The sequence below is a fragment of the Gelidibacter sp. genome, from assembly GCF_039916245.1.
In the GTDB taxonomy this organism is placed as follows: domain Bacteria; phylum Bacteroidota; class Bacteroidia; order Flavobacteriales; family Flavobacteriaceae; genus Gelidibacter.
The window spans coordinates 17,185-41,524 of the sequence record NZ_JBDSLS010000004.1 but is presented as its reverse complement, the minus strand read 5'-3'; the positions used below and the strand labels follow the sequence as shown (position 1 = coordinate 41,524).

General features: G+C 37.6%; 26 protein-coding genes. 7 read left to right on the top strand and 19 right to left on the bottom strand.

Annotated elements, in window-relative coordinates:
- Positions 1-21: 21 nt before the first annotated feature.
- From ABIQ28_RS00350 to murI, 3 genes are all read left to right on the top strand, one after another.
- Complete coding sequence (locus ABIQ28_RS00350) at positions 22-1,047, top strand: OmpH family outer membrane protein (RefSeq protein WP_348034757.1); 1,026 nt, start codon at positions 22-24, stop codon at positions 1,045-1,047.
- Positions 1,048-1,086: 39 nt separating this feature from the next.
- The gene (locus ABIQ28_RS00345; protein ID WP_348034756.1) at positions 1,087-1,596 is read left to right on the top strand and encodes an OmpH family outer membrane protein; all 510 of its coding nucleotides are present in this window, start codon (positions 1,087-1,089) and stop codon (positions 1,594-1,596) included.
- 188 nt (positions 1,597-1,784) lie between these two features.
- A complete protein-coding gene (murI, locus tag ABIQ28_RS00340) occupies positions 1,785-2,564 on the top strand; it encodes a glutamate racemase (RefSeq protein WP_348034755.1) in 780 nt (259 codons plus the stop codon).
- A 72-nt stretch (positions 2,565-2,636) separates the two neighbouring features.
- Here murI and ABIQ28_RS00335 read toward each other — a convergent pair whose 3' ends face one another.
- Together ABIQ28_RS00335 and ABIQ28_RS00330 are read right to left on the bottom strand one after the other, a co-directional pair.
- Entirely contained in the window at positions 2,637-3,155 is a 519-nt protein-coding gene (locus tag ABIQ28_RS00335) for a gamma carbonic anhydrase family protein (RefSeq protein ID WP_348034754.1), read from the bottom strand.
- A gap of 333 nt (positions 3,156-3,488) precedes the next feature.
- The gene (locus ABIQ28_RS00330; RefSeq protein ID WP_348034753.1) at positions 3,489-4,499 is read right to left on the bottom strand and encodes a type IX secretion system membrane protein PorP/SprF; all 1,011 of its coding nucleotides are present in this window, start codon (positions 4,497-4,499) and stop codon (positions 3,489-3,491) included.
- Between the two features lie 455 nt (positions 4,500-4,954).
- Here ABIQ28_RS00330 and ABIQ28_RS00325 point away from each other — a divergent pair, with 455 nt between their 5' ends.
- From ABIQ28_RS00325 to ABIQ28_RS00310, 4 genes are all read left to right on the top strand, one after another.
- A complete protein-coding gene (locus ABIQ28_RS00325; protein WP_348034752.1) occupies positions 4,955-5,857 on the top strand; it encodes a NifU family protein in 903 nt (300 codons plus the stop codon).
- Between the two features lie 65 nt (positions 5,858-5,922).
- A complete protein-coding gene (locus tag ABIQ28_RS00320; protein ID WP_348034751.1) occupies positions 5,923-6,123 on the top strand; it encodes a dodecin family protein in 201 nt (66 codons plus the stop codon).
- A 39-nt stretch (positions 6,124-6,162) separates the two neighbouring features.
- Positions 6,163-6,519 carry a DUF1304 domain-containing protein gene (locus tag ABIQ28_RS00315; protein WP_348034750.1) on the top strand — a complete coding sequence of 119 codons (357 nt, stop codon included), beginning with the start codon at positions 6,163-6,165 and terminating at the stop codon, positions 6,517-6,519.
- Between the two features lie 73 nt (positions 6,520-6,592).
- Positions 6,593-7,405: a mechanosensitive ion channel domain-containing protein gene (locus ABIQ28_RS00310; RefSeq protein ID WP_348034749.1), complete on the top strand. Its 813-nt coding sequence runs from the start codon at positions 6,593-6,595 to the stop codon at positions 7,403-7,405.
- Here ABIQ28_RS00310 and tsaB read toward each other — a convergent pair.
- The 17 genes from tsaB to ABIQ28_RS00225 all read right to left on the bottom strand — a co-directional run bounded on the left by tsaB (position 7,402) and on the right by ABIQ28_RS00225 (position 24,336).
- Entirely contained in the window at positions 7,402-8,073 is a 672-nt protein-coding gene (gene tsaB / locus ABIQ28_RS00305) for a tRNA (adenosine(37)-N6)-threonylcarbamoyltransferase complex dimerization subunit type 1 TsaB (protein ID WP_348034748.1), read from the bottom strand. The two genes, ABIQ28_RS00310 and tsaB, sit on opposite strands and share 4 nt — an antisense overlap.
- A 19-nt stretch (positions 8,074-8,092) precedes the next feature.
- Positions 8,093-9,394, bottom strand: a complete 1,302-nt coding sequence (locus ABIQ28_RS00300; RefSeq protein ID WP_348034747.1) for an efflux RND transporter periplasmic adaptor subunit — start codon at positions 9,392-9,394, stop codon at positions 8,093-8,095.
- 9 nt (positions 9,395-9,403) lie between these two features.
- The gene (locus ABIQ28_RS00295) at positions 9,404-10,732 is read right to left on the bottom strand and encodes a TolC family protein (RefSeq protein ID WP_348034746.1); all 1,329 of its coding nucleotides are present in this window, start codon (positions 10,730-10,732) and stop codon (positions 9,404-9,406) included.
- A 50-nt stretch (positions 10,733-10,782) separates the two neighbouring features.
- Positions 10,783-11,946, bottom strand: coding sequence for an HlyD family efflux transporter periplasmic adaptor subunit (locus ABIQ28_RS00290; protein WP_348034745.1), 1,164 nt, complete (start codon positions 11,944-11,946; stop codon positions 10,783-10,785).
- A 287-nt stretch (positions 11,947-12,233) separates the two neighbouring features.
- Positions 12,234-13,493 (bottom strand): ABC transporter permease, encoded by a 1,260-nt coding sequence (locus tag ABIQ28_RS00285; protein ID WP_348034744.1) that lies wholly within the window; start codon positions 13,491-13,493, stop codon positions 12,234-12,236.
- Position 13,494: 1 nt separating this feature from the next.
- A complete protein-coding gene (locus ABIQ28_RS00280; RefSeq protein ID WP_348034743.1) occupies positions 13,495-14,739 on the bottom strand; it encodes an ABC transporter permease in 1,245 nt (414 codons plus the stop codon).
- On the bottom strand, positions 14,732-15,433 hold the full coding sequence (locus ABIQ28_RS00275; RefSeq protein WP_348034742.1) for an ABC transporter ATP-binding protein: 702 nt from the start codon (positions 15,431-15,433) through the stop codon (positions 14,732-14,734). Before ABIQ28_RS00275 ends, ABIQ28_RS00280 begins: the two co-directional genes overlap by 8 nt.
- A 128-nt stretch (positions 15,434-15,561) precedes the next feature.
- On the bottom strand, positions 15,562-15,783 hold the full coding sequence (locus ABIQ28_RS00270; RefSeq protein ID WP_348034741.1) for a hypothetical protein: 222 nt from the start codon (positions 15,781-15,783) through the stop codon (positions 15,562-15,564).
- Position 15,784: 1 nt separating this feature from the next.
- Entirely contained in the window at positions 15,785-16,330 is a 546-nt protein-coding gene (locus tag ABIQ28_RS00265; protein ID WP_348034740.1) for a DUF420 domain-containing protein, read from the bottom strand.
- On the bottom strand, positions 16,330-17,088 hold the full coding sequence (locus tag ABIQ28_RS00260; protein ID WP_348034739.1) for an SCO family protein: 759 nt from the start codon (positions 17,086-17,088) through the stop codon (positions 16,330-16,332). The genes ABIQ28_RS00265 and ABIQ28_RS00260 overlap by 1 nt, the downstream gene beginning before the upstream one ends.
- The gene (locus ABIQ28_RS00255) at positions 17,072-17,785 is read right to left on the bottom strand and encodes a hypothetical protein (protein WP_348034738.1); all 714 of its coding nucleotides are present in this window, start codon (positions 17,783-17,785) and stop codon (positions 17,072-17,074) included. Before ABIQ28_RS00255 ends, ABIQ28_RS00260 begins: the two co-directional genes overlap by 17 nt.
- 159 nt (positions 17,786-17,944) lie before the next feature.
- Positions 17,945-18,328 carry a cytochrome C oxidase subunit IV family protein gene (locus ABIQ28_RS00250; RefSeq protein WP_348034737.1) on the bottom strand — a complete coding sequence of 128 codons (384 nt, stop codon included), beginning with the start codon at positions 18,326-18,328 and terminating at the stop codon, positions 17,945-17,947.
- Positions 18,329-18,351: 23 nt separating this feature from the next.
- Positions 18,352-19,332 carry a cytochrome c oxidase subunit 3 gene (locus ABIQ28_RS00245; protein WP_348034736.1) on the bottom strand — a complete coding sequence of 327 codons (981 nt, stop codon included), beginning with the start codon at positions 19,330-19,332 and terminating at the stop codon, positions 18,352-18,354.
- Positions 19,333-19,475: 143 nt separating this feature from the next.
- Complete coding sequence (locus ABIQ28_RS00240; protein ID WP_348034735.1) at positions 19,476-20,057, bottom strand: cytochrome c oxidase subunit 3; 582 nt, start codon at positions 20,055-20,057, stop codon at positions 19,476-19,478.
- 1 nt (position 20,058) lies between these two features.
- A complete protein-coding gene (gene cyoE / locus ABIQ28_RS00235) occupies positions 20,059-20,952 on the bottom strand; it encodes a heme o synthase (RefSeq protein ID WP_348034734.1) in 894 nt (297 codons plus the stop codon).
- A gap of 356 nt (positions 20,953-21,308) precedes the next feature.
- Positions 21,309-23,330: a gliding motility protein RemB gene (locus ABIQ28_RS00230; protein WP_348034733.1), complete on the bottom strand. Its 2,022-nt coding sequence runs from the start codon at positions 23,328-23,330 to the stop codon at positions 21,309-21,311.
- Positions 23,331-23,532: 202 nt separating this feature from the next.
- Positions 23,533-24,336 carry an energy transducer TonB gene (locus ABIQ28_RS00225; RefSeq protein WP_348034732.1) on the bottom strand — a complete coding sequence of 268 codons (804 nt, stop codon included), beginning with the start codon at positions 24,334-24,336 and terminating at the stop codon, positions 23,533-23,535.
- Positions 24,337-24,340 lie beyond the last annotated feature (4 nt).

The window sequence follows — 24,340 nt, the reverse complement described above, 5'->3', positions numbered from 1 at the left end:
TAAATGATAAAATACAAACAGATGAAACATAAAGTTCTTTATTTATTGACAGTCATAAGTCTTTGGAGCTTTACTTCAATCGCACAGCAACAGCGTGGCGTTAGAATAGGTTACATTGACACCGAATATATTTTGCAAAATGTTCCGGAATACCAAGAAGCCTCAGCGCAATTAGAAACTAAAGTCGTGCAATGGAAGACGGAAGTGGATCAGCGATTAGCCGCATTGGATCAAAAAAAAGAACAACTCAACAATGAACGTGTACTTTTGACCAAGGAACTTTACGATGAACGTTACGAGGACCTCAGCTTTGAAGAAAAGGAAATTTTGGACTATCAACAAAATCGTTTCGGGCCAAATGGCGATTTGATGATTCAAAAACAACAGTTGATTCAGCCTATTCAGGATCAGATTTTTGCAGCGGTTCAAGAAATTGCAGACAGCAAACAATATGATTTTATCTTTGACAAATCGGCTGATGTGGTCATGTTATTTGCAGCAGAACGATTTGATATTAGTGAATTGGTTTTAAGAAGTATCACCAGATCCTCAAAACGAACACAAGCGCAAACCAAATCAGAACGCAGGGCGGCTTCACAAGAAGATGTTGTACCTGTAATCAACAAAGAATTGGATGCCCGCGAACAAGCTGCAGAAGAAAAAAAGAATGAACGCCTATCAGCTGCTGATGAAAGAAGAGCAGAACAACAAGCGACCAGAGATTCTTTAAAATCTGCCGTCGATGCCCGACGACAAAAAATATTGGACGATCGCGCAAAAGCAAAGGCGGAAAGAGATAACAACAATCCTCAGGATAGTACATCAATTAAGATTGAGGAAAAAGGCAAAACTGCTGTAGATAGTTCTAAAAAGACCCCAGCGCAAATTGCTGAAGAAAAGAAACAACAACAAATTACCGATCGTGTAGAGCGACAAAAAGCACTTGACGAACGCAGAAAGAAAATATTAGAAGATCGCAAAAAAGCAAAGGATGAACGGGAAACTGAAAAAACAAAAAAGGATACCATTCCAGAAAATAATAACTAGAAACAATTAATAATTATAACACGTAATACTATTTTAAAAATGAAACAATTTAAGACCCTTTTATTTGCAGGATTACTTTTTATTGGAGCGACGAGCTTCTCTAATGCACAAAGTAAAATTGCTCATATCAACACGCAAGAGCTTATCAAAGCGATGCCAGCAATGAAAAGTGCTCAATCAGAGTTAGAAAAATTGCAAAAAACCTATGAGACGGAAATTCAAACTATGGCTACTGAACTTCAAAATAAAATGAAGCAATACCAAGCTGAAGTTGAGAGTAAGACTGATGAAGAAAATGCAAAAAGATCTCAAGAAGTTCAAGGTATGCAACAAAGTATTCGTGAGTACCAACAAACTGCTCAACAAGATCTTCAAAAGAAAGAATTTGACTTGTTAAAGCCAATTACAGACAAAGCTGAAGCAGCGATCAAAAAAGTTGCAAAAGCACAAGGTTTTCAATATGTATTGGATTCTTCTCCAGGTTCAGGTGTAATTTTAGCTGAAGGAACAGACCTTATGGCTCCAGTTAAGAAAGATTTAGGATTCTAGAATTATTTTAGAATAACAGTAAAATTTTATATAGAAAGCCACTTTTAACGAGTGGCTTTTCTATTTTTGTGACAGTTTATTTGAGTACTTATTAAGAAAGGTTAAGTTTACTAAACTATTTTCCAACCGATCACAAAACAACTCTTTTATCTTATGTCTAAAAATGAAATGGTCTTAAATCCATATTAATGAGCATTCAACCGATTGGCATCTTCGATTCTGGCATTGGCGGCACTTCTATTTTTAAGGAGATAAAAGCCTTGCTTCCACATGAACATACCATCTACCTGGCGGATAGTTTTAATGCGCCCTACGGCAATAAGTCGAAGGAAGAAATCATTGCTTTAAGCATCAAAAACACCGAATTGCTCATAGCAAAAGATTGTAAGCTTATTGTCGTCGCTTGTAATACCGCAACAACCAACGCCATCAAAACTTTAAGAGATACTTATGACCTTCCGTTTATAGGAATCGAACCTGCCATTAAACCAGCCGCATTAAGCACGCAAACCAAGGCCATTGGCATTTTGGCTACCAAAGGCACACTCACAAGTGAATTATTTCATAAAACCACGGATTTATATAGCCATGGAATCCAAGTTATCGAACAGGTTGGCGAAGGTATAGTGACACTCATTGAAGATGGTAGAACGAATAGCGAAGAGATGAAAATCTTATTGCAAACCTACCTCAAACCGATGCTTGATGCGAATATTGATTACTTGGTTTTAGGCTGCACACACTACCCTTATCTTATCCCACTCCTATTGGATATGCTCCCAAACCATGTCAAAATCATTGATTCTGGCGAAGCAGTCGCCCGACAAACCAAATCAGTTTTAGAACTGCATCAATTATTGAATAAACAAACCTCAACTGCGATCAATCAATTTTACACGAATGGGAATGTCGATGTTTTGAAAGACATTTTAGATGAAAACTATAACGTTGATTATTTGAGATTTTAATCATTTCCTCATAATCTCGTGGCTCTCGGAAAAAAGATTGATGTTAACGGTTGCTGAGCCTGTCCAAGCACTTTATTCTTCTTTAAACCAGCCTGAATACATCACATAATTTTCCGCAATGCGATGGATTTCCCCTGAAATCAATTCCTGGCTGATATCCTTTACTTTTTTCGCTGGGATACCGGCGTAAATGCTTCCAGATTGAACTCTTGTGTTTTTGGTGACCACAGCACCTGCGGCAATAATACTATTACTTTCCACCACACAATCGTCCATCACGATACTGCCCATCCCAATCAACACATTGTCGTGAATAGTACAGCCATGCACAATCGCATTATGCCCAATAGAAACGTTATTCCCAATAGTTGTCGGCGAGGTTAAATAGGTGGCGTGAATGACAGCACCATCCTGGATATTAACCTTGTTCCCCATTTTGATATAATTCACATCGCCTCTAATCACGGCGTTAAACCAAATGCTGCATTGTGTGCCGATGGTAACTTCCCCAACGATGGTAGCATTTTCTGCGATATAGCAGTCGTCTGCTATTTGTGGATATTTTCCCTTTACTGATTTTATGATTGGCATTTGTTGCAGTTTCTAGTTTAAGGTTTCTTGTTTCAAGGTAAAAACCGATATATTTAACAAAAATAGACATTTAAAATTGAGATTATCTTCAATCAGTTAATGATTTCAGGTCTTCACAGAAGTAAGGTTTCTTGTTGGTATTCAAATAAATCTTGGGGTAATTATCATCGCAGCAACAAAATAAGTTGCCAACGTCTTGGAAAACGCCATGCTCAATGCTATTAACGAAGACAAAGAGAAACGAACTACTTGAGATTGAGGTTTCATGCACTCAAAGATTATTTTATAGATTCCACCAAAAAAGCTTCGATGCGCTATTGAGGTCTTTTTGTTTTAGTTAATGGCCGGACAAACACAATCAAAGTGCATTTTCCTACAATTAAAATTATAACCAAGCGTCAATTGATGGAAGCCGCCATTATTAAAAACTACCGAGTTAGCTTGATAAGAATACGTATAGGCAAAGACAAGGTTTTTATAATCAACACCCACAAACGGTGTGAAATATTGCAGTTTTTGACTGCTTACGCCAGCATTATTTGCAAATTCAGCGCCATCCAAACTTCTTCTATAGGAGATACCACCCCATAATTTCCCAAAGTCCATATCTTTATAAACCTTTCCATTGATATCAATAGAAGATTCCTTGGTACCGTCGCGGTATAAAAACAAAAGTGAAGGTTCATAGCTCCACTCACTGCCGAATTTCCTAAAAACATTTCCGGCACTAAAGAGGAAGGTTCTTAAGTTATCAAACTTAAAAATACCGTTGGCATTGGCATTGACGCCATCATTATTCAACACATTTTTAACTGTCGCATGCGCGTAAAAATTAATTAGATGGTAAGAGAATCCGAAATCGATATTGAAATTTGTAGCACTTTGCTGCACGCCTGAAATCAAAGGATCATAGCCCTCATAAACAAAAGTCGTTTCATCTAATTTATACTGAATGGCGCCGGCACTAATTCCGAAAGACAACATATTCAAATCGATCTCATTACGTGAAAACATTATGTGATGGGCATAGGTAAGATAAGCTCCTGTTTGAGAATGGTATCCGTTTTTATCATTATATACAATGGCTCCCACCGCAGACGGGGAATCGCCAATACGGCTATTAATACTAAAGGTTTGCAATGCCGGCGCATTATCCTGACCAAACCATTGCTTACGTGCCGTTAATCTTAACTTGGCACAATTTGCAACGCCCGCCATTGAAGGGTGAATCAAATAATAATTATCCGTTAAGTAATCAGAGTAAATCGGCAATCCTTCTTGAGCTTCGCTAAACTGTGCAATCACAACGGTAAATGCTACTATACAAAACTTTTTAAATGTCATACTCTTTTGTCTTTTCAATGGAATCTGGGCTTCCCGATTTGTTTGAGCAGCTTTATAAATCTTTCAAATATATAAATTTTTTAAGCGCCTTCATGGAAATAGCTTCACAATGTTCTGTGAATCCCTGTCTGTATTTCTACTAACTATGAAGTCTTTATGGCGGTTTAGGATACTTTTATATGGTCATGAAATGTTAGTTCTTAATGCACCTAAAAGCATGGTTCTTCCCAATTTTATATCCAAACCATATACCTAAGACAATTAAAAACCTATGATGATAACATGATCATAAAAAAGTGTTCCACTCTTTAATTACCATATTGAACTATTCATTGATCGCCATATAAATGCCTTAAAATTATTGCTTTCCAACCAAGTTCACGTGATTAACATCCCGCTTGAAAAAGTCTTTTTTACTCTTTTGTTTTCTTATTTTTGCATAAAGAAAAGAACCTATGGAAAAGATCACAATTACAATACTTGCCACGAGCAATCCAGCTATATTAAAGTTTCAGGCGGACCAGTTTTTAACGAATCACGAAAGCTTTGAATTTCATAATATTGATGAAGCCAAAGCCTCGCCTTTGGCACAGCAGTTATTTTATCTACCGTTTATAAAAAAAGTATATATCTCTGGAAATTTCATCGCCTTAGAACGTTATGATATTGTTGAATGGGAAGATGTACAAGATGTGGTTGCCGAACAAATTGAAGACTATATCAACGACGGAAATCTGGTGGTTACCGAAAATAAAGTCGTTAAGAAAGTACCTTCTACAGTTTATGCTGAAAGCACCCCGAATCCGTCAGTATTAAAATTTGTAGCCAATAAGAAATTAGTCGCTACCACTTATGAGTTCGTTTCTGTTGAAGACGCTAAATACTCGCCGTTGGCTTCAGAATTGTTCCATTTGCCGTTTGTTAAAAGTGTGTTTCTTGATGAGAACTTTATCTCCATTACAAAACATGACGTGGCAGATTGGAGTGAGATCACGACGCCATTAAGAGAGTTTCTCCAGAATTTCATTGACAGTGAAAAAGACATAATTCTGGCGGATGCTCCAAAAGCACTTAAAAAGACTGAAAGTCATATGGAGGCGAAATTTGAAAATTACGATGACGTCTCAAAAGAAATCATCAGTATTCTTGAAGAATATGTAAAACCTGCGGTGGCCAGCGACGGCGGGAATATTGAGTTCAGATCTTATGACCCAGAAACCAAAGAAGTGAAGGTCGTTTTGCAAGGTGCTTGTAGCGGCTGTCCGTCATCAACCTATACTTTGAAGAATGGTATTGAGAATATGCTTAAGGAAATGCTTAAGGGTAAAGTACTTACAGTAGAGGCCATAAATGGTTAATTTTTAATTTTTTATTCCTACCTTTAAAGGTATTAGTAAATTATTAATTTAAAAAACCGATAAATATGGCAGTATTAAAAGTTATTGAAATATTAGCAAACTCAGATAAAAGCTGGGAAGACGCTGCAAGACAGGCAGTAAAACACGCTTCAGAAACGGTTAAAAACATTAAGTCTGTTTATGTAAAAGATCAGAGTGCGACCGTTAAAAACGGCGAAATCGCACAATTCAGGGTTACTCTGAAAGTAACCTTCGAAGTCCACTAAATTATAGAATAGCGCTTTAACAAGCGCTATTTTTCAACTATGACTGTCCTCACTTTAGTTCTCGTAAGCCTTGTTGCGCTTAGCCATTTTTATTTTCTCATTTTAGAAATGTTTTTATGGACAACGCCCAAAGGCATCAAAACGTTTGGACTTAAATCAAAAGTATTTGCTGAAGACACCAAAGTATTAGCTGCCAATCAAGGCTTATATAATGGTTTTTTGGCTGCTGGCTTAGTGTTATCAATGATTATGAAGGCCCACCCATTTATAGCTTTCTTTTTAATTTGTGTTATTGTTGCTGGTCTCTATGGCGCCTTTTCAACCAAAAAAATCAAACTTTTCTATATACAATCGGTTCCTGCACTTATTGCTTTAGCTTCCTTAATGTTTTCTTAAAACCGTCTTCATATTACCTAGTCCTCATGATTATCAATAACTTTGTAAATAAGCATAAAATATAAATTGATATATGGAATTACAACAATGGACTGACAGGGGTTACGAACTAATTATGGTATTTGGGCCAAAAATTTTGGCGGCAATTATAATATGGATTGTAGGCTCATGGGTTATAAAATTACTATTAAAGGGTGTCAGAAAAACAATGGAAAGAGGCCGTTATGACCTCAGCCTCAAAAAATTCCTGCTCAATCTTATTAACTGGATACTCAAAGTTGTTCTTGTTGTAGTGGTTCTTAATACAGTTGGCATTGGAGGAGCCTCCTTCGCTGCCATTTTAGCTGCTGCAGGTTTAGCTGTTGGATTGGCGCTACAAGGCTCCTTGGCGAATTTTGCGGGCGGTGTCCTGCTTATGATATTTAAACCTATTAAAGTGGGCGATTATATTGAGGCCCAAGGTCAAGCAGGTTCTGTAAAGGAAATTCAAATATTTACAACCAAGTTAACATCTTCTGATAACAAAGAAATTATTATCCCTAACGGAAAATTGTCCAATGACAATATCGTGAATTATTCGGCGATGGAATTACGCCGTGTAGATATGGTTTTTGGCGTAGGTTACGATTCTGACATTAAAAAGGTTCGAGATTTGTTGTTGACGGGACTCACCTCACATCCTTTGGTATTGAAAGAACCGGCACCGTTGGTTAGACTGGCCAAACTGAATGATAGTTCTTTGGATTTCAATGTCAGACCTTGGGTTAAAAACGCAAATTACTGGGCTGTTTATTATGACATTCTGGAAAGCACCAAACAAGCATTGGATGCTGCTGGTATTGACATTCCTTATCCACATCAAGTGGAAATCCATAAAGAAGGCTAAGCTTTTGGTTTAGTTCCGATAAAATCCTTTAAATAAAAAGGTTCAAAATAAGCGACATCTTCCAGGTCGCTTATTTTGTATTTATCCTCTGCAAATTTGCCCATTTCGTTTGCCGATGGCAATTTGTTTTCCACAAATACGGCATTAGGGTGCGTTATGATTTGCTTTGTTTTTTCAACGCCATTGCCAATAAAATAGACTTTGCCTGCTTCAAGAAACTCCTTAAAGCTGTGTTCATCTAATATTTGAGCTTCAATAGCCCTAACCTGCTTATAATCCTTATCGTACACCGATGCATAAACTTCCAGACGCCGTGCATCAAGCATAGGCACAATACATCCAGAGTCGATAGTTAACTGATGTGCCAATGCCTCTAAAGTATCTACAGAAATCAAAGGCTTATTCAAGGCAAAACACAAGCCCTTTGCGGCAGAAACGCCAATGCGCAAACCCGTATATGATCCAGGGCCTTTGCTTACGGCTATTGCGTCAATATCCTGAGGGTTCAAATTGGCTTCTTTAAAAACTGCATCGATAAATAGATGCAGGGATTCGGCATGTGAATAATTGGAATTGTAATCTTCCTTTAAAACCAAAGTCTCTCCTTCTTTAGAAAGAGAGACGGAACAATTGGTTGTTGCGGTTTCAATATTAAGTATATAGGCCACTTTTAAATATTTTTAAGAGCTATTTCTTTTTAGCTTCCTCAGCTTTTTTTACTTCTATCTTATCTCCTGGATTCAATGTTTTGGAGACGACATTGTAAGGACCTGTGATGATCACATCCCCTGCTTTTAAACCAGACAATATTTCGATATTGGTGTCATCTTGAATCCCAGTTTTTACCACTCTCAATTTGGCTTCATCATTGTTTTTGACAAATACACACTCAAACTTTTCTTCATTTTGAACTTTTTGAGGCGTTTCTTCTTTGCCAATATCTTTTTTATCGTAAGATTTTTTAACTGAAGACGTATCAGTTTTGATCACAATGGCACTTATCGGAACACTCACAACATCTTTTCGTTTATTGGTAATGATGTCCACAGTTGCGGTCATCCCAGGACGGAATGGGGAATAATTTTCGCCCTTGCCTTCCATCAAATCTTGATAAGACTCTTTAAGAATACTCACTTTTACCTTAAAGTTGGTAACCTGATCGGCCGTAAGCGCACTCGCCGCCGAATTGGCAATCGCGGTCACTACGCCCTTAAATTCCTTTTTAAGATAGGCATCCACTTCAACAATGGCAGCATCTCCAATATGAACTTTGACAATATCGTTTTCATTGACATCAATTTCAACTTCCATATTGTTCAAATTGGCCACTCTCAAAATTTCAGTACCAGCCATTTGTTGGGTTCCAACCACGCGTTCTCCAAGTTCCACATCTAATTTAGAAATGGTACCGCTCATCGGTGCGTAAATGGTGGTTCTGTTTAAATTATCTTTAGCTTCATTTACCGAGGCTCCAGCACTCTGTACGTTATAATAAGCCGACTGTTGACTTGCCTTTGCAATTTCATATCCAGAAACCGCTTTATCCCATTCTGATTTTGAAATAATTCCTTTTTCAAAAAGCTGCTTGTTACGATCATAGCTTAATTTAGCTTCTCTTAAGGAAGCTTCTGCCTGTTCCAAACCTGCCTTTATATTTTGATACGTTGCTTGACTTCTGTTTACTGCCGATTGAATAAGGTCAGGATTGACTCTTACCAACAAATCTCCTTTATTAACCTGTTGCCCTTCCTTAAACGGCAATTCAATAATTTCTCCGGAGACTTCACTCGAAATTTTCACTTCGACTTCTGGTTGAATTTTTCCAGTCGCAGAAACTTTTTCAACAATATCCATCAACATCACTTTCTGGGTTTCAACCTCCTTAAAGTTACCTGTTTTCCCAAACCAGCCCGCTTTTTTCCCTACAAGGAGCACTAAGATTAGGACGACTATGGTTGATATTAGGATAATTAGTGTTTTTTTTCTCATGTTGGTTCATTAATTAAAATTGGTGATAGGAATTCCAAAATAAAACTCCAATACTTTAAGTTTAAAGATATAATCATATTTAGCGCGAAGTACGTCACTTTGTGCAGATTCAAACTGATTTTGAGATTGACTAAAATCAAATGCATTTAAAAGGCCAACATTATAACGTTCTTTGGAATAGTTAAAAGCTTCTTGTCTTGCTGCCAGCGTTTTTTGGGATGCCTGGTATGCTTTTAAAGCTCCTTTTGCATCATTATAAGCCTGATAAACGGCGGTTTCCAAATCGAGGTTAGCTTGTTTCAATTGAAGTTTCGAACGCTCAAGATTAACTTTATTTCGACCCACATTATTACTTGCGGCCCAACCATTAAAGATTGGAATATTCAATTGCAATCCAAAATTATGTCTTTTATTATCTGACATTTGCATGCTAAAATCTGGCGTAGGAAACAATTCTGATGTAAAATAATTCGAACTAAAACTATAAAAGCCAGCGATCGTCGGCTGTAATGCACCCTTTGCTATTTTTACATCATATGCCGCCAATTCTGAATTAGCTTCAGCAATTTTTATTTCATAACGCGTTTCTTTAGCGGTCGCTATAATAGCATTTGGAGATTGTTTCAATATATCTGGTTCAGGCGCTATATAATCGATATCAGCGGTATCAAAGTTTTGATAATCTTCAATTAAAAGAATTTGTGCCAAAGTAATTTTTGAAAGTTGAATGGCATTTTCGGCATTCACTATTTGTTGCTCTTGGGAAGCAAGGGTAGCTTGAACCTCCAACAAATCCCCTTTAGGCAAAGAACCAGCATCTACAAGATCTTGGGTGCGGTTTAACTGTTGTTCACTGATAGCTTGCTGAGCTTCTAATACTTTTAAACTTTCCTTATTGAACAATATCTGTAAAAAAGAATTGGCAACCAAAAGAGAAATATCATCCTTCATTTTGTCCAATTGATATTGCCTTGCTACAATTTCTAAATTGGAACGATAGAGTTGGTTCAAATTTCTTAATCCATCATATAAAGTAATATTAGAACTGATGCCTCCGGATAAGGTTTTTGAAGTGGCCGTAACGGCACTAAATGTAATAGGATCTTGGGAAAGTCCAATGTTCCAACCGTAGGACGTAGATGCACTTAATGACGGCAAAAAATTACCGATGGCATCTTTTTTACCAATTTGTGCAACTTTGATATCTAACTCCGATTGTTTAACCGAAATATTGTTTTCTAAAGCATAGGCCACACATTCGCTCAGCGTCCATTTCTTTACTTGTGCTTGTGAGGTTAATGCTAGAAAGGCGAAAATTATAAGGATTGGTTTTTTCATAATTAAAATATAAGTCTATGAATCATTTGAAGTGTTACACTTAAAATAAATTATTTCTTTTTAGCATAGTCTGGAATGCCTTGTACCTGATTCCAAACTTTTATTTTATCTGATTTATTAATACCGCCTTTCACTTGAACAAAAATCCCATCACTGATTCCCAACTGCACATCGCGACGTTCAAATTTTTGATCGCCGACCATCACTTCAACAAAAGGCTTCTGGGTTTGCGGATCAAATTGTACCAAAGCTTCCTTAATGGCCAATACGTTTTCTGCTTTATCCAAAATGATGGACGCATTCGCACTTAATCCCGCTCTGATAAATGTAGAATCAATAGATTTCAGGGTTCCTTTAATGGCAAATTGAATCGCACCATTTTCTGCAACACCTTTTGGTGCGATATAATCCAATACGGCATCAAATTTTTTATCTTCAATGGCACCAATGGTAATTTCAAGCGGCAGACCTTCTTTGATTTTGCCCACTTCACTTTCATCAACCTTCCCTTCAAAAATCATTTTTTTAACATCGGCCAAAGAAGCAATGGATGTTCCTTCATTAAAGTTATTAGCCTCAATGACCTGGTTTCCTGCTTTTACCGGCACGTCCAAAACCATTCCTGAAACCGTAGCTCTTACTTGTGTCTGTGCAATATTTCCCAAGCCACTCGTCGTACCTGTTTTGACGATATCATAATTTTGACGTGAAGAAGCCAAGCTTATTTCAGCCTGTTCAACGCTTTGCTTGGTTTGCAAATAGGTGTTTTTGATGGTTTCAAATTCGTTGGAAGAAATCACCCCTTTCTCAAATAAGGCTTTTTGACGGTCGTAATTGGTTTGTTGCGTTTGCAAATTAATTTTCGCGGTTTGCAACGCCGTCTGACTTGAAGAAATTGAACTTTGAGCACTCGCTAAGGAAGACACATTAGGAATGACGCGAATTTGAGCAATAAGATCTCCTGATTTGATATATTCTCCTGCCAAAATAAACACTTCTTCAATGACCCCCGAAATATTAGATTTAATCAGCACTTCATCTTTTGGAACGATATTTCCCGTGGCTACTGTTTTCACAACAATCGTTTGTTCAATTGGAGTTTCGGTGGTGTAAACAACAGGATCTTGCTGATTTTTTTGATACAAATAAATTAAGGCGATTGCAAACATTGCAACGATAAGTCCTAGGATAATGACTGTTTTTGTTCTTTTCATTTGGTGGTTGTTATTGTTTTTTAATGGTCAAATGTTTACACCTTAACAATGATTTGAAATAATAACTCTAAATCGTAAGCGGTGGTTCATTTGGTGGTTGTTATTGTTTTTTAATGGTCAAATGTTAACACCTTAACAATGATTTGAAATAATAACTCTAGATCGTAACCGGTGGTTCATTGATAATTCTTATTGTTTTTTAATGGTCAAATGTTTACACCTTAACGAAAAGTTGAAATTAAAACTCTAAATCGTAAGAGATGGTTCATTTGATGATGTTATGATAATTATTCTATTCTTAAAGCGTCCACAGGCTTCATTTTTGTGGCACTATTAGCGGGAATCAAACCTGCCAACAGGCCAGATACCACCAATATAAAAAGAGCTATAAAAACGACGGACATACTGACACTTGGGTTGGCAAAATTTTCTACAGGACCACTCATATCCAAAGCATAATTAAGTCCCCAAATCACAGCGGCGGCAAATGTAATACCTACCATTCCTGATAAAATAGTCAAGATTAAACTTTCTTGTAAAATCTGTGATTTAATCATCCAAGGCGAAGCTCCTAACGCTCTCCTTACGCCAATTTCTTTGGTACGTTCCTTGACGACAATGAGCATAATATTACTAATCCCTATGATTCCAGACATTAATACTAAAGCACCCACGAAATAGCCTACCAATCCCAAAATTGAGAATAGGCCATTCACACGACCAAAAGCTTCGGCCAAATCAAAGTTACCTATGGCGCGTTCATCATCCGGAGCCACCTTGCGTCGGCTTTTTAAGGTTTCTAAAATTTGGGGTTTGAGTGTGGTAATATTTGTTCCATCGACTGCCGTTACCGCCAACCATCCGACATTATCAGCAAAATTGAAGGCTTGTCCAAAAGTGGTAAAGGGCACGAAAATAGTATTGGCATCTTCCTCTTTATCACCTTGGCTATTACTCACTTTAAAAGTGCCTATAACCATGAAATTAACCCCGTTGATTTTGATGTAAGTCCCTAAGGCGTCTTCTCCCTTATCATAAAGTCCTTTTACAACGCCCGTTCCAATTACACAAACTTTCCGATTGGAATTGATATCGGAATAGCTCACAAAACGACCTTCCAGCATATCCATGGGCTGTTGCTTTATAAATTCAGGATAATCGCCATTGACTTGATAAGCACCAGTTTTTGTACCTCTAACCACATTATTCGCACCACTATAACCACCCAATTGGTTACGAGGGGATACATATTTAAGTTGTGGAAATTCATTTTTTAAGGCAGCCACATCGTCCAATTTAAAATTGAACCGTCGCCCCTTGGGAAGTCCTTTATAGGGTTTTGAAGTTTGTTGTGTCCAAATGAACATGGAATTGGTCGCGAAATTGCCAAAACCAGAAGTTACGCCATTTTTCAGTCCGTTGGTCAAGGCCAGCAAAAGCACCAAGATGGTAATCCCCCAAAACACGCCAAACACCGTCAAAAAAGTTCTAAACTTATTTGCATTTAAGGCTTCCAATATTTCGTCCCAACGGTCTCTGCTAAACATCTTATTCGTCTCTTAGTGCTACAATAGGTTTAATTTTGGCTGCGCGATAGGCGGGTACAAATCCTGCAATCGCACCTGCAAACACTAAAACAAATACCGTGGTCAATGCGGTATTAAAATCCACTTGCGGATGTTTAATAAAATCACTTTCGATGTGCGGCCCTACAAGTTCCAAAAGTCCTAGGCCAGCAACTAGCCCGAACAGTCCCGAAAACATGGTTACAAAAACAGATTCCTGTAAAATCATGGCAACAATGGACATCGGTTCGGCACCCAAAGCTTTACGAATACCAATCTCTTTGGTGCGTTCCTTCACAATGATGAGCATAATATTACCAACACCAACCACTCCGGCAATGATGGTTCCAATTCCAACAAACCAGAACACAGCTTTGATGGTTTCCACCAAAGAATAAATTTTCCGCGCTTCTTCCAGCGTATTATTGACATTAATGGCACTAACATCATCAGGAGCGATGATGTGTCTTTCCTTGAGATCATTTTCAATACCCATCGAAATTTGTTCTGAAAGTTTCACGGCATCATCAAAGTTATCTGACATCTTAACCGTATAGGTCATATTCCGGATATCATTCCCGCCATTAAAAGCCTTTTGAGCAGTCGTAATAGGCATCATGACTTTACTTTCGTCACGCTCTCCTCCTGGATCGAAAAAGACACCGATCACTTTAAAATTAATCCCATATAAGGAAATATCCTTACCAATAGGATCTTGTCCTTTAAATAAATCTTGGCTTACTTTATTTCCAATAACCGCCACTTTTTTAGAACCCATCACATCAGAATGATTTAAAAACCGTCCTTGACTGATATCGGCGTTTTCAATAAATTGGTTGTCTGGCATGACGCCTTGGATTCTATAGTTCCCGGATTCATTTTTATAATTGACCAATCCACCCCAGATGGTATAGAACGCGGACTTATATTCGATATCGTCGTTGTACTTATCAGCAATGGTATTGAAATCATTGTTTTTAAGCTGAATACGCCTTCCCGGATTTAAGCCTTTAAATTCCTTGGTAGTCAAACCTGTCCAGATGGAGATGCTATTAGCAGCGTCTTTTTCAAATTGGGAAGTCACCCCGTTTTGGATTCCTGAACTGAAACCAAGAAGAATGACTAAAATAAAAATTCCTGATGCGACGGAAAGACCGGTTAGAAATGTGCGGAGTTTATTTTTACTTAAGGTCTCAAAAATTTCCTGCCAACGTTCAATTTCAAACATACTGAGGCGCTCTAATTTGTTGGACTAATTTATCATCAATGATCAGCCCATCTTTCAAATTGACAATACGTTTGGTCATATTGGCGATATCAGGTTCGTGCGTGACGATCAAAATGGTTTTTCCTTCGTCATTAATGCCTTGAATGAGTTCCATAACTTCATGAGAGGTTTTGGTATCCAAAGCTCCCGTAGGCTCATCGGCCAATAAAACTTTTGGATCACTGGCCAAAGCTCTCGCGATTGCAACCCGTTGTTTTTGTCCGCCAGATAATTCATTGGGCAAATGGTGAGACCAGGGCGCCAATCCAACTTTGTCCAGATAATGCATGGCTTTTTCCACCCGTTCCTTACGTGGAACACCTTGATAATACAGGGGCAGCGCGACATTATCTAAAGCTGATTTATAATTGATGAGATTAAAGGATTGAAAGATGAATCCTAAAAATTTATTTCTGTAGTTGGCCGCGATTTTCTCATTGAGGTTTTTAATGGGAACATTATCGAGCGTGTAAGAGCCTTCATCAGCTTCATCCAACATACCCAAAACATTCAGAAGCGTCGATTTACCTGAACCAGAAGAGCCCATGATGGATACCAGTTCCCCTTCCTTTACTTCAAAATTAATCCCTTTTAACACATGAAGAGAATTATTTCCCATGTGATAGGATTTGTGTAAATCTTTAATTTGGATCATGTTCAGTCGCTTAGTGTTGCAATGTTACACAAATCGATGCTCGATTTATATTAACGAATTGTTAAGACTTATCTTAAACAATCTCTATTTAGACTGATAAAAGCAAAAAATGTTACAGAAAACTGTATTTATATTTCTTTCTTTTTACTGAACCGCGTGTAAATTGCAATTCCAATTCCTGCAATAAGAACATACGGAATGATCATGAGGTAGACGATACCATCGTTAACACCTTTTGCCGTCGATTGGCCTTCTTCACTTTCCAAAACCGCGCGACACATGGCACATTGCGCATTGGTGGTGACAAAAGTGAATAAAGTAAAAACGATAAAAAGAACTCTGTGTTTCATTTTAGACATAATAAGGGGAAATCATAATATAAATAATCACTCCAGATACGGCCACATATAGCCATAATGGAAATGTGATTCTTGCGATTTTTTTATGACGTTCATAATTTTTAGTGATCGCGCGCACATAGGTAATCAGCACGAAAGGAATGATGATGATGGATAAGAGGATATGTGTTATCAGAATGAAGAAATACACATATCTCATAGTTCCTTCGCCGCCGTAAGATGTAGAATCACTGGTCATGTGATAAGCCACATACATCATCAAAAACAAAACCGAACAACCAATTGCAGTCGTCATTAAGGTTTTGTGTAGTTCTATATTCTTGTTTTTTACGGCTAAAAATGCAGCCACTAAAATTAGTGCTGTCAGTCCATTTATGGTCGCATAAATAGGTGGTAAAAACGTTAAGGGTTCCACATCAAAACCTAACTTACGCAAATTGACGCCAAACAGGGCACCAACAATCACAGGAATAATAATGGAAAGGACAACAATCCATTTATTGTATTTTTTTTCCGCTGCTCTATTTATTGCTTCCATTATTCTTTTAACAATTTTGCGATGTCTTCTTTTAACATCGTGATTTGCTGCTCCATGCCTTCTTCGTCAACTTTTTCCTTTTCAGAAATGATCCCGTTATAATAAATAATAGGACTGCCCTGAGTATCAGATCTCGAACGGATAAAACCATTTTTATCGATGAGGGCAAAATTACCCGAATGTTCAAAGCCGCCATCGGCACTTTCGTCTTTTGCGGTGTACAGATAAAAGCCGTCATTAGCCAATTTATAGATCTTGTCGTGATCTCCGGTCATCAAATGCCAATTAGGATTGGTGATCCCATTGCGATCAGCATAAGCCTTTAATACTTCAGGCGTATCAGTATCTGGTGTAATGGAGAACGAAGCAATTCCGAAATTCTTTTCATTTGGAAAAGTATTCTGAATTTCTACCATATTCGCGTTCATCTTTGGACAAATGGAAGGACAGGTCGTAAAGAAAAACTCCAGGACATAAACTTTTCCTTCATAATCCTTGTTGCTTACGGTCTTTCCATTTTGATCGGTAAAACTGAATTCTGGTACTTTTTTTCGCACGCCGTTGAGTTCAATAAAGTGCAGATCGGAGAGATTTCCAGGTCTTTTCTTCGGATTCAGATTAATGTCTTCACTTCTGCTTTCATCTCTTACGACATCTTCATTACTGACCCTGTCAATAATTTTTGGAACGAAGTAAATTCCAAATAGAAGCACAATAAATGAAACGCCTATATAAGAATAATTAGTTTTCTTGCTCATCAGTAATCCCTTTTAAATCGTTAGCACGTCGTGTTGAAGAATCAAACTTCCCTTTGCGTTTGTCTCTATATTCGGTAAACAACACGCGTATATCTTCACTCATTTTATTTTTAAGAATAGCCACTTCCACGCAATCATAAGAAGTCAAATCATACGCAGGTTTCTTTAACTCTAATTCTCTTTCGGTTCTATCATCCAAACGCCCACGTTGATTAAGATCGCCATCAACGATAAACACGCGTGCAGTTGAGAGATTGCCATCCAATGGCAGATCGGTCCTTAAACCATCAAAAACTTGTTGCGTCTGCTCGTCGTCCAAAAACACAAAATGCCAGTATTTCAAATCCTCATGAGATTCAATTTCCCTTTTTAAAGCTGGAAGATCTGCTTTTGCTTCAGGCGAAAGAAAGACAATAATTTGAAAATGTTTAAAGCCCTTGAATTTATTGTAGATTAATTCCTTGAGGTTAGACGCCGCGGTGGCTCTCTCTAACGGCTTTTTACCGAAAAAGGCTAATACGGTGATATGATCTTTGAGGTCGTACTCACTCAATCCTTTAATGTCCTGCACATTTTCATTTACCACATCGAGTGCCAAATAATTATGTTTTGCAGGATAGAGCATCAATAGGAACGCTACGGGAAGAAAAAACAATATCCCTAGAATGGTATAGCGTTTAACAAGTTTTATATTCATTTAAGATAATTTTCATGATGGTATGAGCCGAATAAGACCCATTTTATCCAATAAATTTGGACTAAAACACTCAGGTGCAAAAATAAAAAAGACGGTTCAAATAACCGCCTTTTTACATGTGTTTAACACTAATATTGTCCGTTGTATAGCAGCGATTCCCTAAAAATTAGTTTTCACAAATCCATTAGAAAATACACCTTCAATATAATCGCCTTCTTGCAAAAGAATAAAGACCAAATAAGCAATCAAAAAGACCGCGGTCCAAACCACCATACGTCGTAGACTTGGCAATTCATCTCTCATGTGCATAAAGTCCCAAGTAATATAATAGGCTTTTACTACAGTTAAGATAATAAAGATCCAGTTAAGAGCCTTCATGCCTAGGATTTGCCCCATAAACATTTCTGGTTTATAAATACCTAAAACAACTTCAACTGCTGTTACTAGAGCCAAAAAGATTAATACACCCCATATTTTTTGGGTATTGGATTTAAACTTAAGAGTCCCTCTGAATATTGCTAATTTATGTGCTTCTGCTGCCATGTCTAAAATAAGTTATCTAATAATTATACTAAGTAGAAGAATGTAAATACAAACACCCAAACTAAATCCACGAAATGCCAATATAAACCGACCTTTTCAACCATCTCATAGCTTCCTCTTCGCTCGTAAGTACCAATAAGAACGTTAAAGAAAACAATAATGTTCAATATAACCCCAATCGAAACGTGGAATCCATGGAAACCAGTAATGAAGAAGAAATAGTTGGCAAATAAAGGGGCACCGTATTCGTTTTGGATCAAGTTTGCTCCTTCAACGACATTCTTGCCTTTAGTCTCTAACTCCTTGAGAGATTCACTTCGAGATAAAACGGTTTTATGATGCGTTCCTTCAGCAGTATAAGTCGTTCTTATCAAAAGATCTTCGTTTGCTTTAAATCCAGCAACAACCTCGTCAAAAGTAAAACTTGGAAGTGCTTTTTCATTTGTAAACCAAATTCCGTCTTTAGTGGCATGATAGGTACGATCGGATGGTACCGCCGTAGAAAAGTCTTTTAAAGCGACTCGATTCCCATCTTTATCAACAAAATGTAAAATATTACCAGCATGTGTTCCAACGGCACCATAATCACCTTTAATAAAAGTTGACCACTCCCATGCTTGTGAGCTTAAGAAGACTAAACCTCCTAAAACCGTCAGGAACATATACAAGCTTACTTTAGCCTTGTTCATATGATGTCCTGCATCAACTGCCAACACCATAGTAACTGACGACATGATCAATATAAAGGTCATGAACGCCACGAAGATCATTGGATAATTTCCGTGAATAAAAGGCACGTGCGTAAATACGTCGTCTGCAATTGGCCAAGAATCGGCAAATTTAAATCTTGAAAATCCGTAGGCTGCTAAGAATCCAGTAAACGTTAACGAGTCTGATGTGAGGAAAAACCACATCATCATTTTACCATAACTCGCTTTTAATGGTTCAATACCTCCACCCCAACGTTTATTTTCTTCACTAGTGTTCGCGACAGTCGTATCCATATGTTGTGATCAGTTATTTAGTTTTAAAGTTGGACAAAAATAATCATTTTATTCATCTAAAGAAACATCCTCATTAATTTTTGAGGTTCTTTAGGTAATGTTCAATACAGTTGTAGTGTGAGCTCGAGAAAAAAGACTCCGAATTAGCCCACAAAATATAAAAATAAAAAGAGATATACCCACAGTACATCAATAAAATGCCAAAATGTTCCGGCTAGTTCAAAGCCTAGCATATCCTCAGAATTATACTTTAGTTTAAAATGATTATAAATTACAACCAAAATACAAACCAGCCCTGCGATAACGTGAACGATATGTACCAACGCTATCAAATAGATGTAGGACATGGTCACATTACTGGTAGGCCCAGTGAAATTATAGCCCATATCAATAATTTGATTAAAGCCTATAAATTGATTGGTTATAAAAGCAATCCCCAAAGCCAATGTCGCAAACAACCATACGCTTGTCATCTGTCGATCATTATTTTTGAGTGCTTTACCAGCTAACATAAACGTCACGCTACTAATCAATACAACAATTGTACTGACTATAAAGGCACTTGGCAATTGAAAGTCAGCGAGCCAATCTTCCCTTGTGCTACTTACCACAAATGCGCTGGTCCAGCCCGCAAAAGACATGATAAGCGAAATGATTCCAAACCAGAGCATCATTTTTTTTGCTCTACTATGTTTTTCCTGAAAGGTTCCTTGTGTAAAATCCATGTTATCTTATAAATTTATCGGCAACGTAAACAATCTGTAATAGAGTAATATAAATCACACTGGCATACATTAATTGTTTGGCTGCTTGTGCTGTTCTATTTTTGAATAATTGCAATGCGTAATATACCATGACCATCCCGAGCGCAAATACAATGACGGCCGCTACAACCGACAATTTCAAATCTCCAGTGATACCAAAAACAGGAACAATGGATACTAAAACCGTCCAAACGGAGTAGATAATGATTTGCGTGGCTGTACCTTTATCACGTTTCCCTGTTGGGAGCATAAAAAATCCGCCCTTCTCGTAATCGTCGTACAAAAACCATCCGATGGCCCAAAAATGAGGAAATTGCCAAAAGAACTGTACAGCAAATAAAGTTCCAGGTTCAATGCCAAATGCATTTCGTGCTGCTACCCAACCCAACATAAAAGGGATGGCACCAGGAATAGCACCAGCAAAAACAGATAATGGTGTTTTGGTTTTTAAAGGCGTGTAAATACTGGTATATAAAAATATGGAGATCGCGCCGTACATCGCGGTCCGTGGATTGATCACATAAAGCGTGGCAATACCGAGAATTGTAAAAATGACGGCCATCGTAAAAGCAGAATTGACAGAAATCCGTCCTGCCGGAACGGGTCTGTTTTTGGTGCGATCCATAAGGGCGTCCAAATCACGTTCAATTATTTGATTGTACATATTGGAAGCACCAACCATAAAATAACCACCAAAAGCCAGTAAAACTACGATGTCCCACTCGATGGTGTCTGCGCCTAACAAGTATCCAGCTATGGCCGAAAACACGACACTCACTGATAATCTCATTTTTGTTATTTCCTTAAAATCAGAAATAATAGAGACACTTGATAAAGAAGAATTTGTTGTCGCCAATTGGTCTTAAATTTTCGCTTTTAAATGCGAGTGCAAAGATACTTTGAATATTGGTTTTGAGCAATTCAATTAATGATTAATTAAACGGCGAAATTCATTTGAAGTTTTTTGGAGCGTGAAAAAGACTTTTGAAGTATTAAAACATCCAAATGTCTTGAAATTGGATTTATGGAAACCTTGAGGATTTTAGATCAGTATGATGCCTTGTTGATGTAAAACACCATCACATTTATGCCTGTATCGGTGTTTTCCACCAACACATTAACGAGACTTCATGGCATAAGACTATAATCGTCAGAAACACATGAGATTAACTGCGTTGAACCTAAAGGCTTTCTGCTTTCGCAGGAATTCTGCTAGAAATCAAAATACCAGTTGAACAAATCCGTCTTTACGCCCAGATTGAACCAAACCGTGCTATTTCTGAAAGTCGTTACGGTTTCTGCTTCTGGATTGAAGTTTCTGAAACTGATATTGGTAAATATTTTTAAATGACTCACGGGGTTAATTACATAACCACCTTGCAGTTCGGCATTAAAAGTTTTGGTCTTATTGCCTTGCCCGATTTTCACTCCTGTGTTATAAGGTCGCTCGTTATAATTTCTATACACATCGCCGCCGTAACTAAAATTATCCGTGCCGTCGTTAAAATCTAACCCGCGCGTTCCGAAAATAAACTTGGCATCGGCAAACCAACGCTCATAATTATAATGTCCAATGATGATGAACTCCCTGAAATTTGCGCCCCACAAATGCGCCATCGGTTGATTGCTGTGTGCATAATTATTCACGATGGTATTATGTGAATAGGTATAAGGCCGCACTTGGTTATACTCCAATTGCAACATCAAATTATCCACTTTAAAGGCGTTGTAATATTTGGCTCCTAATTGATAGCCAAATTTGTTCTTCCAGCTTTTATCACCAGCTTTGACATGCTCCAAGGAGAATTCGTCCAAAATGAACTGTCCGTATAAGTTTACCTTATTATTCCACTTGTATTTTGCTGAAGCACCTACAACGGCATTTCCAGATCCTTGCCCAGATTCAAATTCGATCGCCCTGAAAAAAATGATTGGATTTAGGTAATTGATATCAAACCCGCGGCCATTAGTGTCCGTCCACATCACGGATTCAAAAAGACCGATATTAAGGCGCTTGGATACATTCCAGCTCAAATAATGGTTGGCCATATATTTGGTCAAAAATGCTTTATCTTCAATTACCGCATCGCGAACATCTCTGAGCCACATCCAAGTATTGGTATATTTGATTTTCCAGAAATTGGTATTCAATTTCAAAAAGGTATGCGGACTTGCTACATCACTTTGAAACAAAGAACGATAGCCGTCACCGATAAAATTCTTGCCATGGCCAAACTGAATATTGACAAATTTTGCTGGCGCATAGGACAAATAAGCATCCGCCACTGGGTAATCATAAGCATCTTCCTTGAAACGTTTGGCGATGCCACGTCCAGGAATAATTGCTGGATCAGGCCCAAAAGCTTTTAAAGTCTCGGCATATTGGTTAAAATATTGGGCAAATCGGCCTTGACTTTCAAAAACAGAAGCCGAAAAACTAAACTTTTCACCCAAGCCTCCTTGTATATATACCCCTCGGGTATTATTGAAAGTACTACTAAAATCAGCATCCGTATCCTTGCCCACTTGCAAGTCTAAAAAAGGATCGATGGTAAACCAATAATCTTCTCCTTGAAGTTGCACTAAATGCTCATCCCACAGTTTTCTGCTCCACCAGCCCTCCGAACCTTTAATAAGCGCGTCTTTTTCAGCTTGAAAATCATAGTAGGATGCCACTTCCTCAAAAACAAATGGTTTTGCCGCGGTATGACTATTGGTTCCGAGGCCATTCATATGGGCATCAAAACGCGCATAATAGCCATGCGTGAATGGGATATTCAATTGACTGCTATATTCCAAGCCTTGATATTTCCTTATGTTATTGGTAACACTATCAAACTCATTGGAAACAATAGCATTGAGATCAATCGCTTTCTTAATGCTCTTTTGCTCTTCAATCGTGTTGTTTTTTACAATTTCAGGATTGACCAAAGGAATCTTAATCGTCAATGAATATTGAAAAAATGTAGGCTTGCCATTATAGGAGCCCGGTTGACTTTTTGGCAAAGATCCAAACACGCGTTTGGTTTCATCTTTTAAGGTATCATAAATAGCATCCACATAAAGTACGCTTATGCTTCCGTCCTTATCCACTTCAAACAATACTTTTACATCGCCCTTATAACTATCCTGTGTAACCTGGTTAGGAACTATAAAGTTTTCAAAAATAAAGCCATTGAGTTTATTATTGAAGCAAGTTTTTAAATTGTCAATAGATTCCCCTTCGCAACCCATAAAAACAGGTGGCTTTTCATAAATTTCAATATTCTGGGAAAAAACTTGGAGCTGAAAGCTGACAAAAAAAATTAAGAAGACATTCTTCATAGATATTGTAACCATTATTACGGTTGAAAGATACTATTTTTTTCAAAATGAGTACACTAAAAAACCGCTATGGAATTTTATAGCAGCTCACTACAGATCATATTAGATAAAATCATTGCACGTTAAAAGTAATAGGCAATACATACTGAACCGTAACTGGTCGCTCTCTTTGTTTTCCTGGCGTCATTTTTGGGATTTGCTCCACCACTCTTTTGGCTTCCCTTTCCAGTTCCGGGCGCGGCGCACGGGTTTGAACCTCAGTTACAACCCCTAATTTGTCAATTTTAAAAACCACGTTTATCTTTTGAGTTCCAGATAAACCAAGTTCGGAGGCCAAATCTTTATCAAACTTCTTTTGAACCAATTGGGATAATTTATCTGACATACACTTTAAAAGGCCTTCATTGTTTTTCTGCGATTCACAACCTGGATAAACTGGTGCCATCTCAACGCCAATAGTGCTAAAGACTTTTAAATCGATATCATCGTCATCATCCTTTTTAAAGACCACAATGTCTTCAATTTTTGCAGGATTTATACTTACGATCGGACTTTCAGTTAAAAGTTCTGTTGGAAGATTTTCAACGAAGTCGTTGTCCTTAACAATAGGATTAATGGTAAGAACAACTTGATTCTTGATCACTTCATTTTTTTGCTTGAAGACTTCTTTTTCCAAAATAAAATTGGTCGGAAAAACCTCCACATTAGGATCAACATAATTAACTTTTGTCAAAGTAAGGTTCTTTTCTTCAAACCTCATTTCAAAAAGTCCGTAACTCAGCAGTAAACAAAGTATTAATCCGACCTGAAAGTAGAGCGCAGAATTCTTTCTTAAATTTGCGTCATGTTTGTGTGGTTTTGCACGCCGAACGCTACGGTTAGCAGTAACTTCAGTACATTTTTTTAGATTTTCCATAATA

Bases quoted from the DNA above. Each gene is read 5' to 3' on its own strand.
- ABIQ28_RS00350 (WP_348034757.1), top strand. From the start codon at position 22: ATGAAACATAAAGTTCTTTATTTATTGACAGTCATAAGTCTTTGGAGC.
- ABIQ28_RS00345 (WP_348034756.1), top strand. From the start codon at position 1,087: ATGAAACAATTTAAGACCCTTTTATTTGCAGGATTACTTTTTATTGGA.
- murI (WP_348034755.1), top strand. From the start codon at position 1,785: ATGAGCATTCAACCGATTGGCATCTTCGATTCTGGCATTGGCGGCACT.
- ABIQ28_RS00335 (WP_348034754.1), bottom strand. From the start codon at position 3,155: ATGCCAATCATAAAATCAGTAAAGGGAAAATATCCACAAATAGCAGAC.
- ABIQ28_RS00330 (WP_348034753.1), bottom strand. From the start codon at position 4,499: ATGACATTTAAAAAGTTTTGTATAGTAGCATTTACCGTTGTGATTGCA.
- ABIQ28_RS00325 (WP_348034752.1), top strand. From the start codon at position 4,955: ATGGAAAAGATCACAATTACAATACTTGCCACGAGCAATCCAGCTATA.
- ABIQ28_RS00320 (WP_348034751.1), top strand. From the start codon at position 5,923: ATGGCAGTATTAAAAGTTATTGAAATATTAGCAAACTCAGATAAAAGC.
- ABIQ28_RS00315 (WP_348034750.1), top strand. From the start codon at position 6,163: ATGACTGTCCTCACTTTAGTTCTCGTAAGCCTTGTTGCGCTTAGCCAT.
- ABIQ28_RS00310 (WP_348034749.1), top strand. From the start codon at position 6,593: ATGGAATTACAACAATGGACTGACAGGGGTTACGAACTAATTATGGTA.
- ABIQ28_RS00300 (WP_348034747.1), bottom strand. From the start codon at position 9,394: ATGAGAAAAAAAACACTAATTATCCTAATATCAACCATAGTCGTCCTA.
- ABIQ28_RS00295 (WP_348034746.1), bottom strand. From the start codon at position 10,732: ATGAAAAAACCAATCCTTATAATTTTCGCCTTTCTAGCATTAACCTCA.
- ABIQ28_RS00290 (WP_348034745.1), bottom strand. From the start codon at position 11,946: ATGAAAAGAACAAAAACAGTCATTATCCTAGGACTTATCGTTGCAATG.
- ABIQ28_RS00285 (WP_348034744.1), bottom strand. From the start codon at position 13,493: ATGTTTAGCAGAGACCGTTGGGACGAAATATTGGAAGCCTTAAATGCA.
- ABIQ28_RS00280 (WP_348034743.1), bottom strand. From the start codon at position 14,739: ATGTTTGAAATTGAACGTTGGCAGGAAATTTTTGAGACCTTAAGTAAA.
- ABIQ28_RS00275 (WP_348034742.1), bottom strand. From the start codon at position 15,433: ATGATCCAAATTAAAGATTTACACAAATCCTATCACATGGGAAATAAT.
- ABIQ28_RS00270 (WP_348034741.1), bottom strand. From the start codon at position 15,783: ATGAAACACAGAGTTCTTTTTATCGTTTTTACTTTATTCACTTTTGTC.
- ABIQ28_RS00265 (WP_348034740.1), bottom strand. From the start codon at position 16,330: ATGGAAGCAATAAATAGAGCAGCGGAAAAAAAATACAATAAATGGATT.
- ABIQ28_RS00260 (WP_348034739.1), bottom strand. From the start codon at position 17,088: ATGAGCAAGAAAACTAATTATTCTTATATAGGCGTTTCATTTATTGTG.
- ABIQ28_RS00255 (WP_348034738.1), bottom strand. From the start codon at position 17,785: ATGAATATAAAACTTGTTAAACGCTATACCATTCTAGGGATATTGTTT.
- ABIQ28_RS00250 (WP_348034737.1), bottom strand. From the start codon at position 18,328: ATGGCAGCAGAAGCACATAAATTAGCAATATTCAGAGGGACTCTTAAG.
- ABIQ28_RS00245 (WP_348034736.1), bottom strand. From the start codon at position 19,332: ATGGATACGACTGTCGCGAACACTAGTGAAGAAAATAAACGTTGGGGT.
- ABIQ28_RS00240 (WP_348034735.1), bottom strand. From the start codon at position 20,057: ATGGATTTTACACAAGGAACCTTTCAGGAAAAACATAGTAGAGCAAAA.
- ABIQ28_RS00230 (WP_348034733.1), bottom strand. From the start codon at position 23,330: ATGGGTTGCGAAGGGGAATCTATTGACAATTTAAAAACTTGCTTCAAT.
- ABIQ28_RS00225 (WP_348034732.1), bottom strand. From the start codon at position 24,336: ATGGAAAATCTAAAAAAATGTACTGAAGTTACTGCTAACCGTAGCGTT.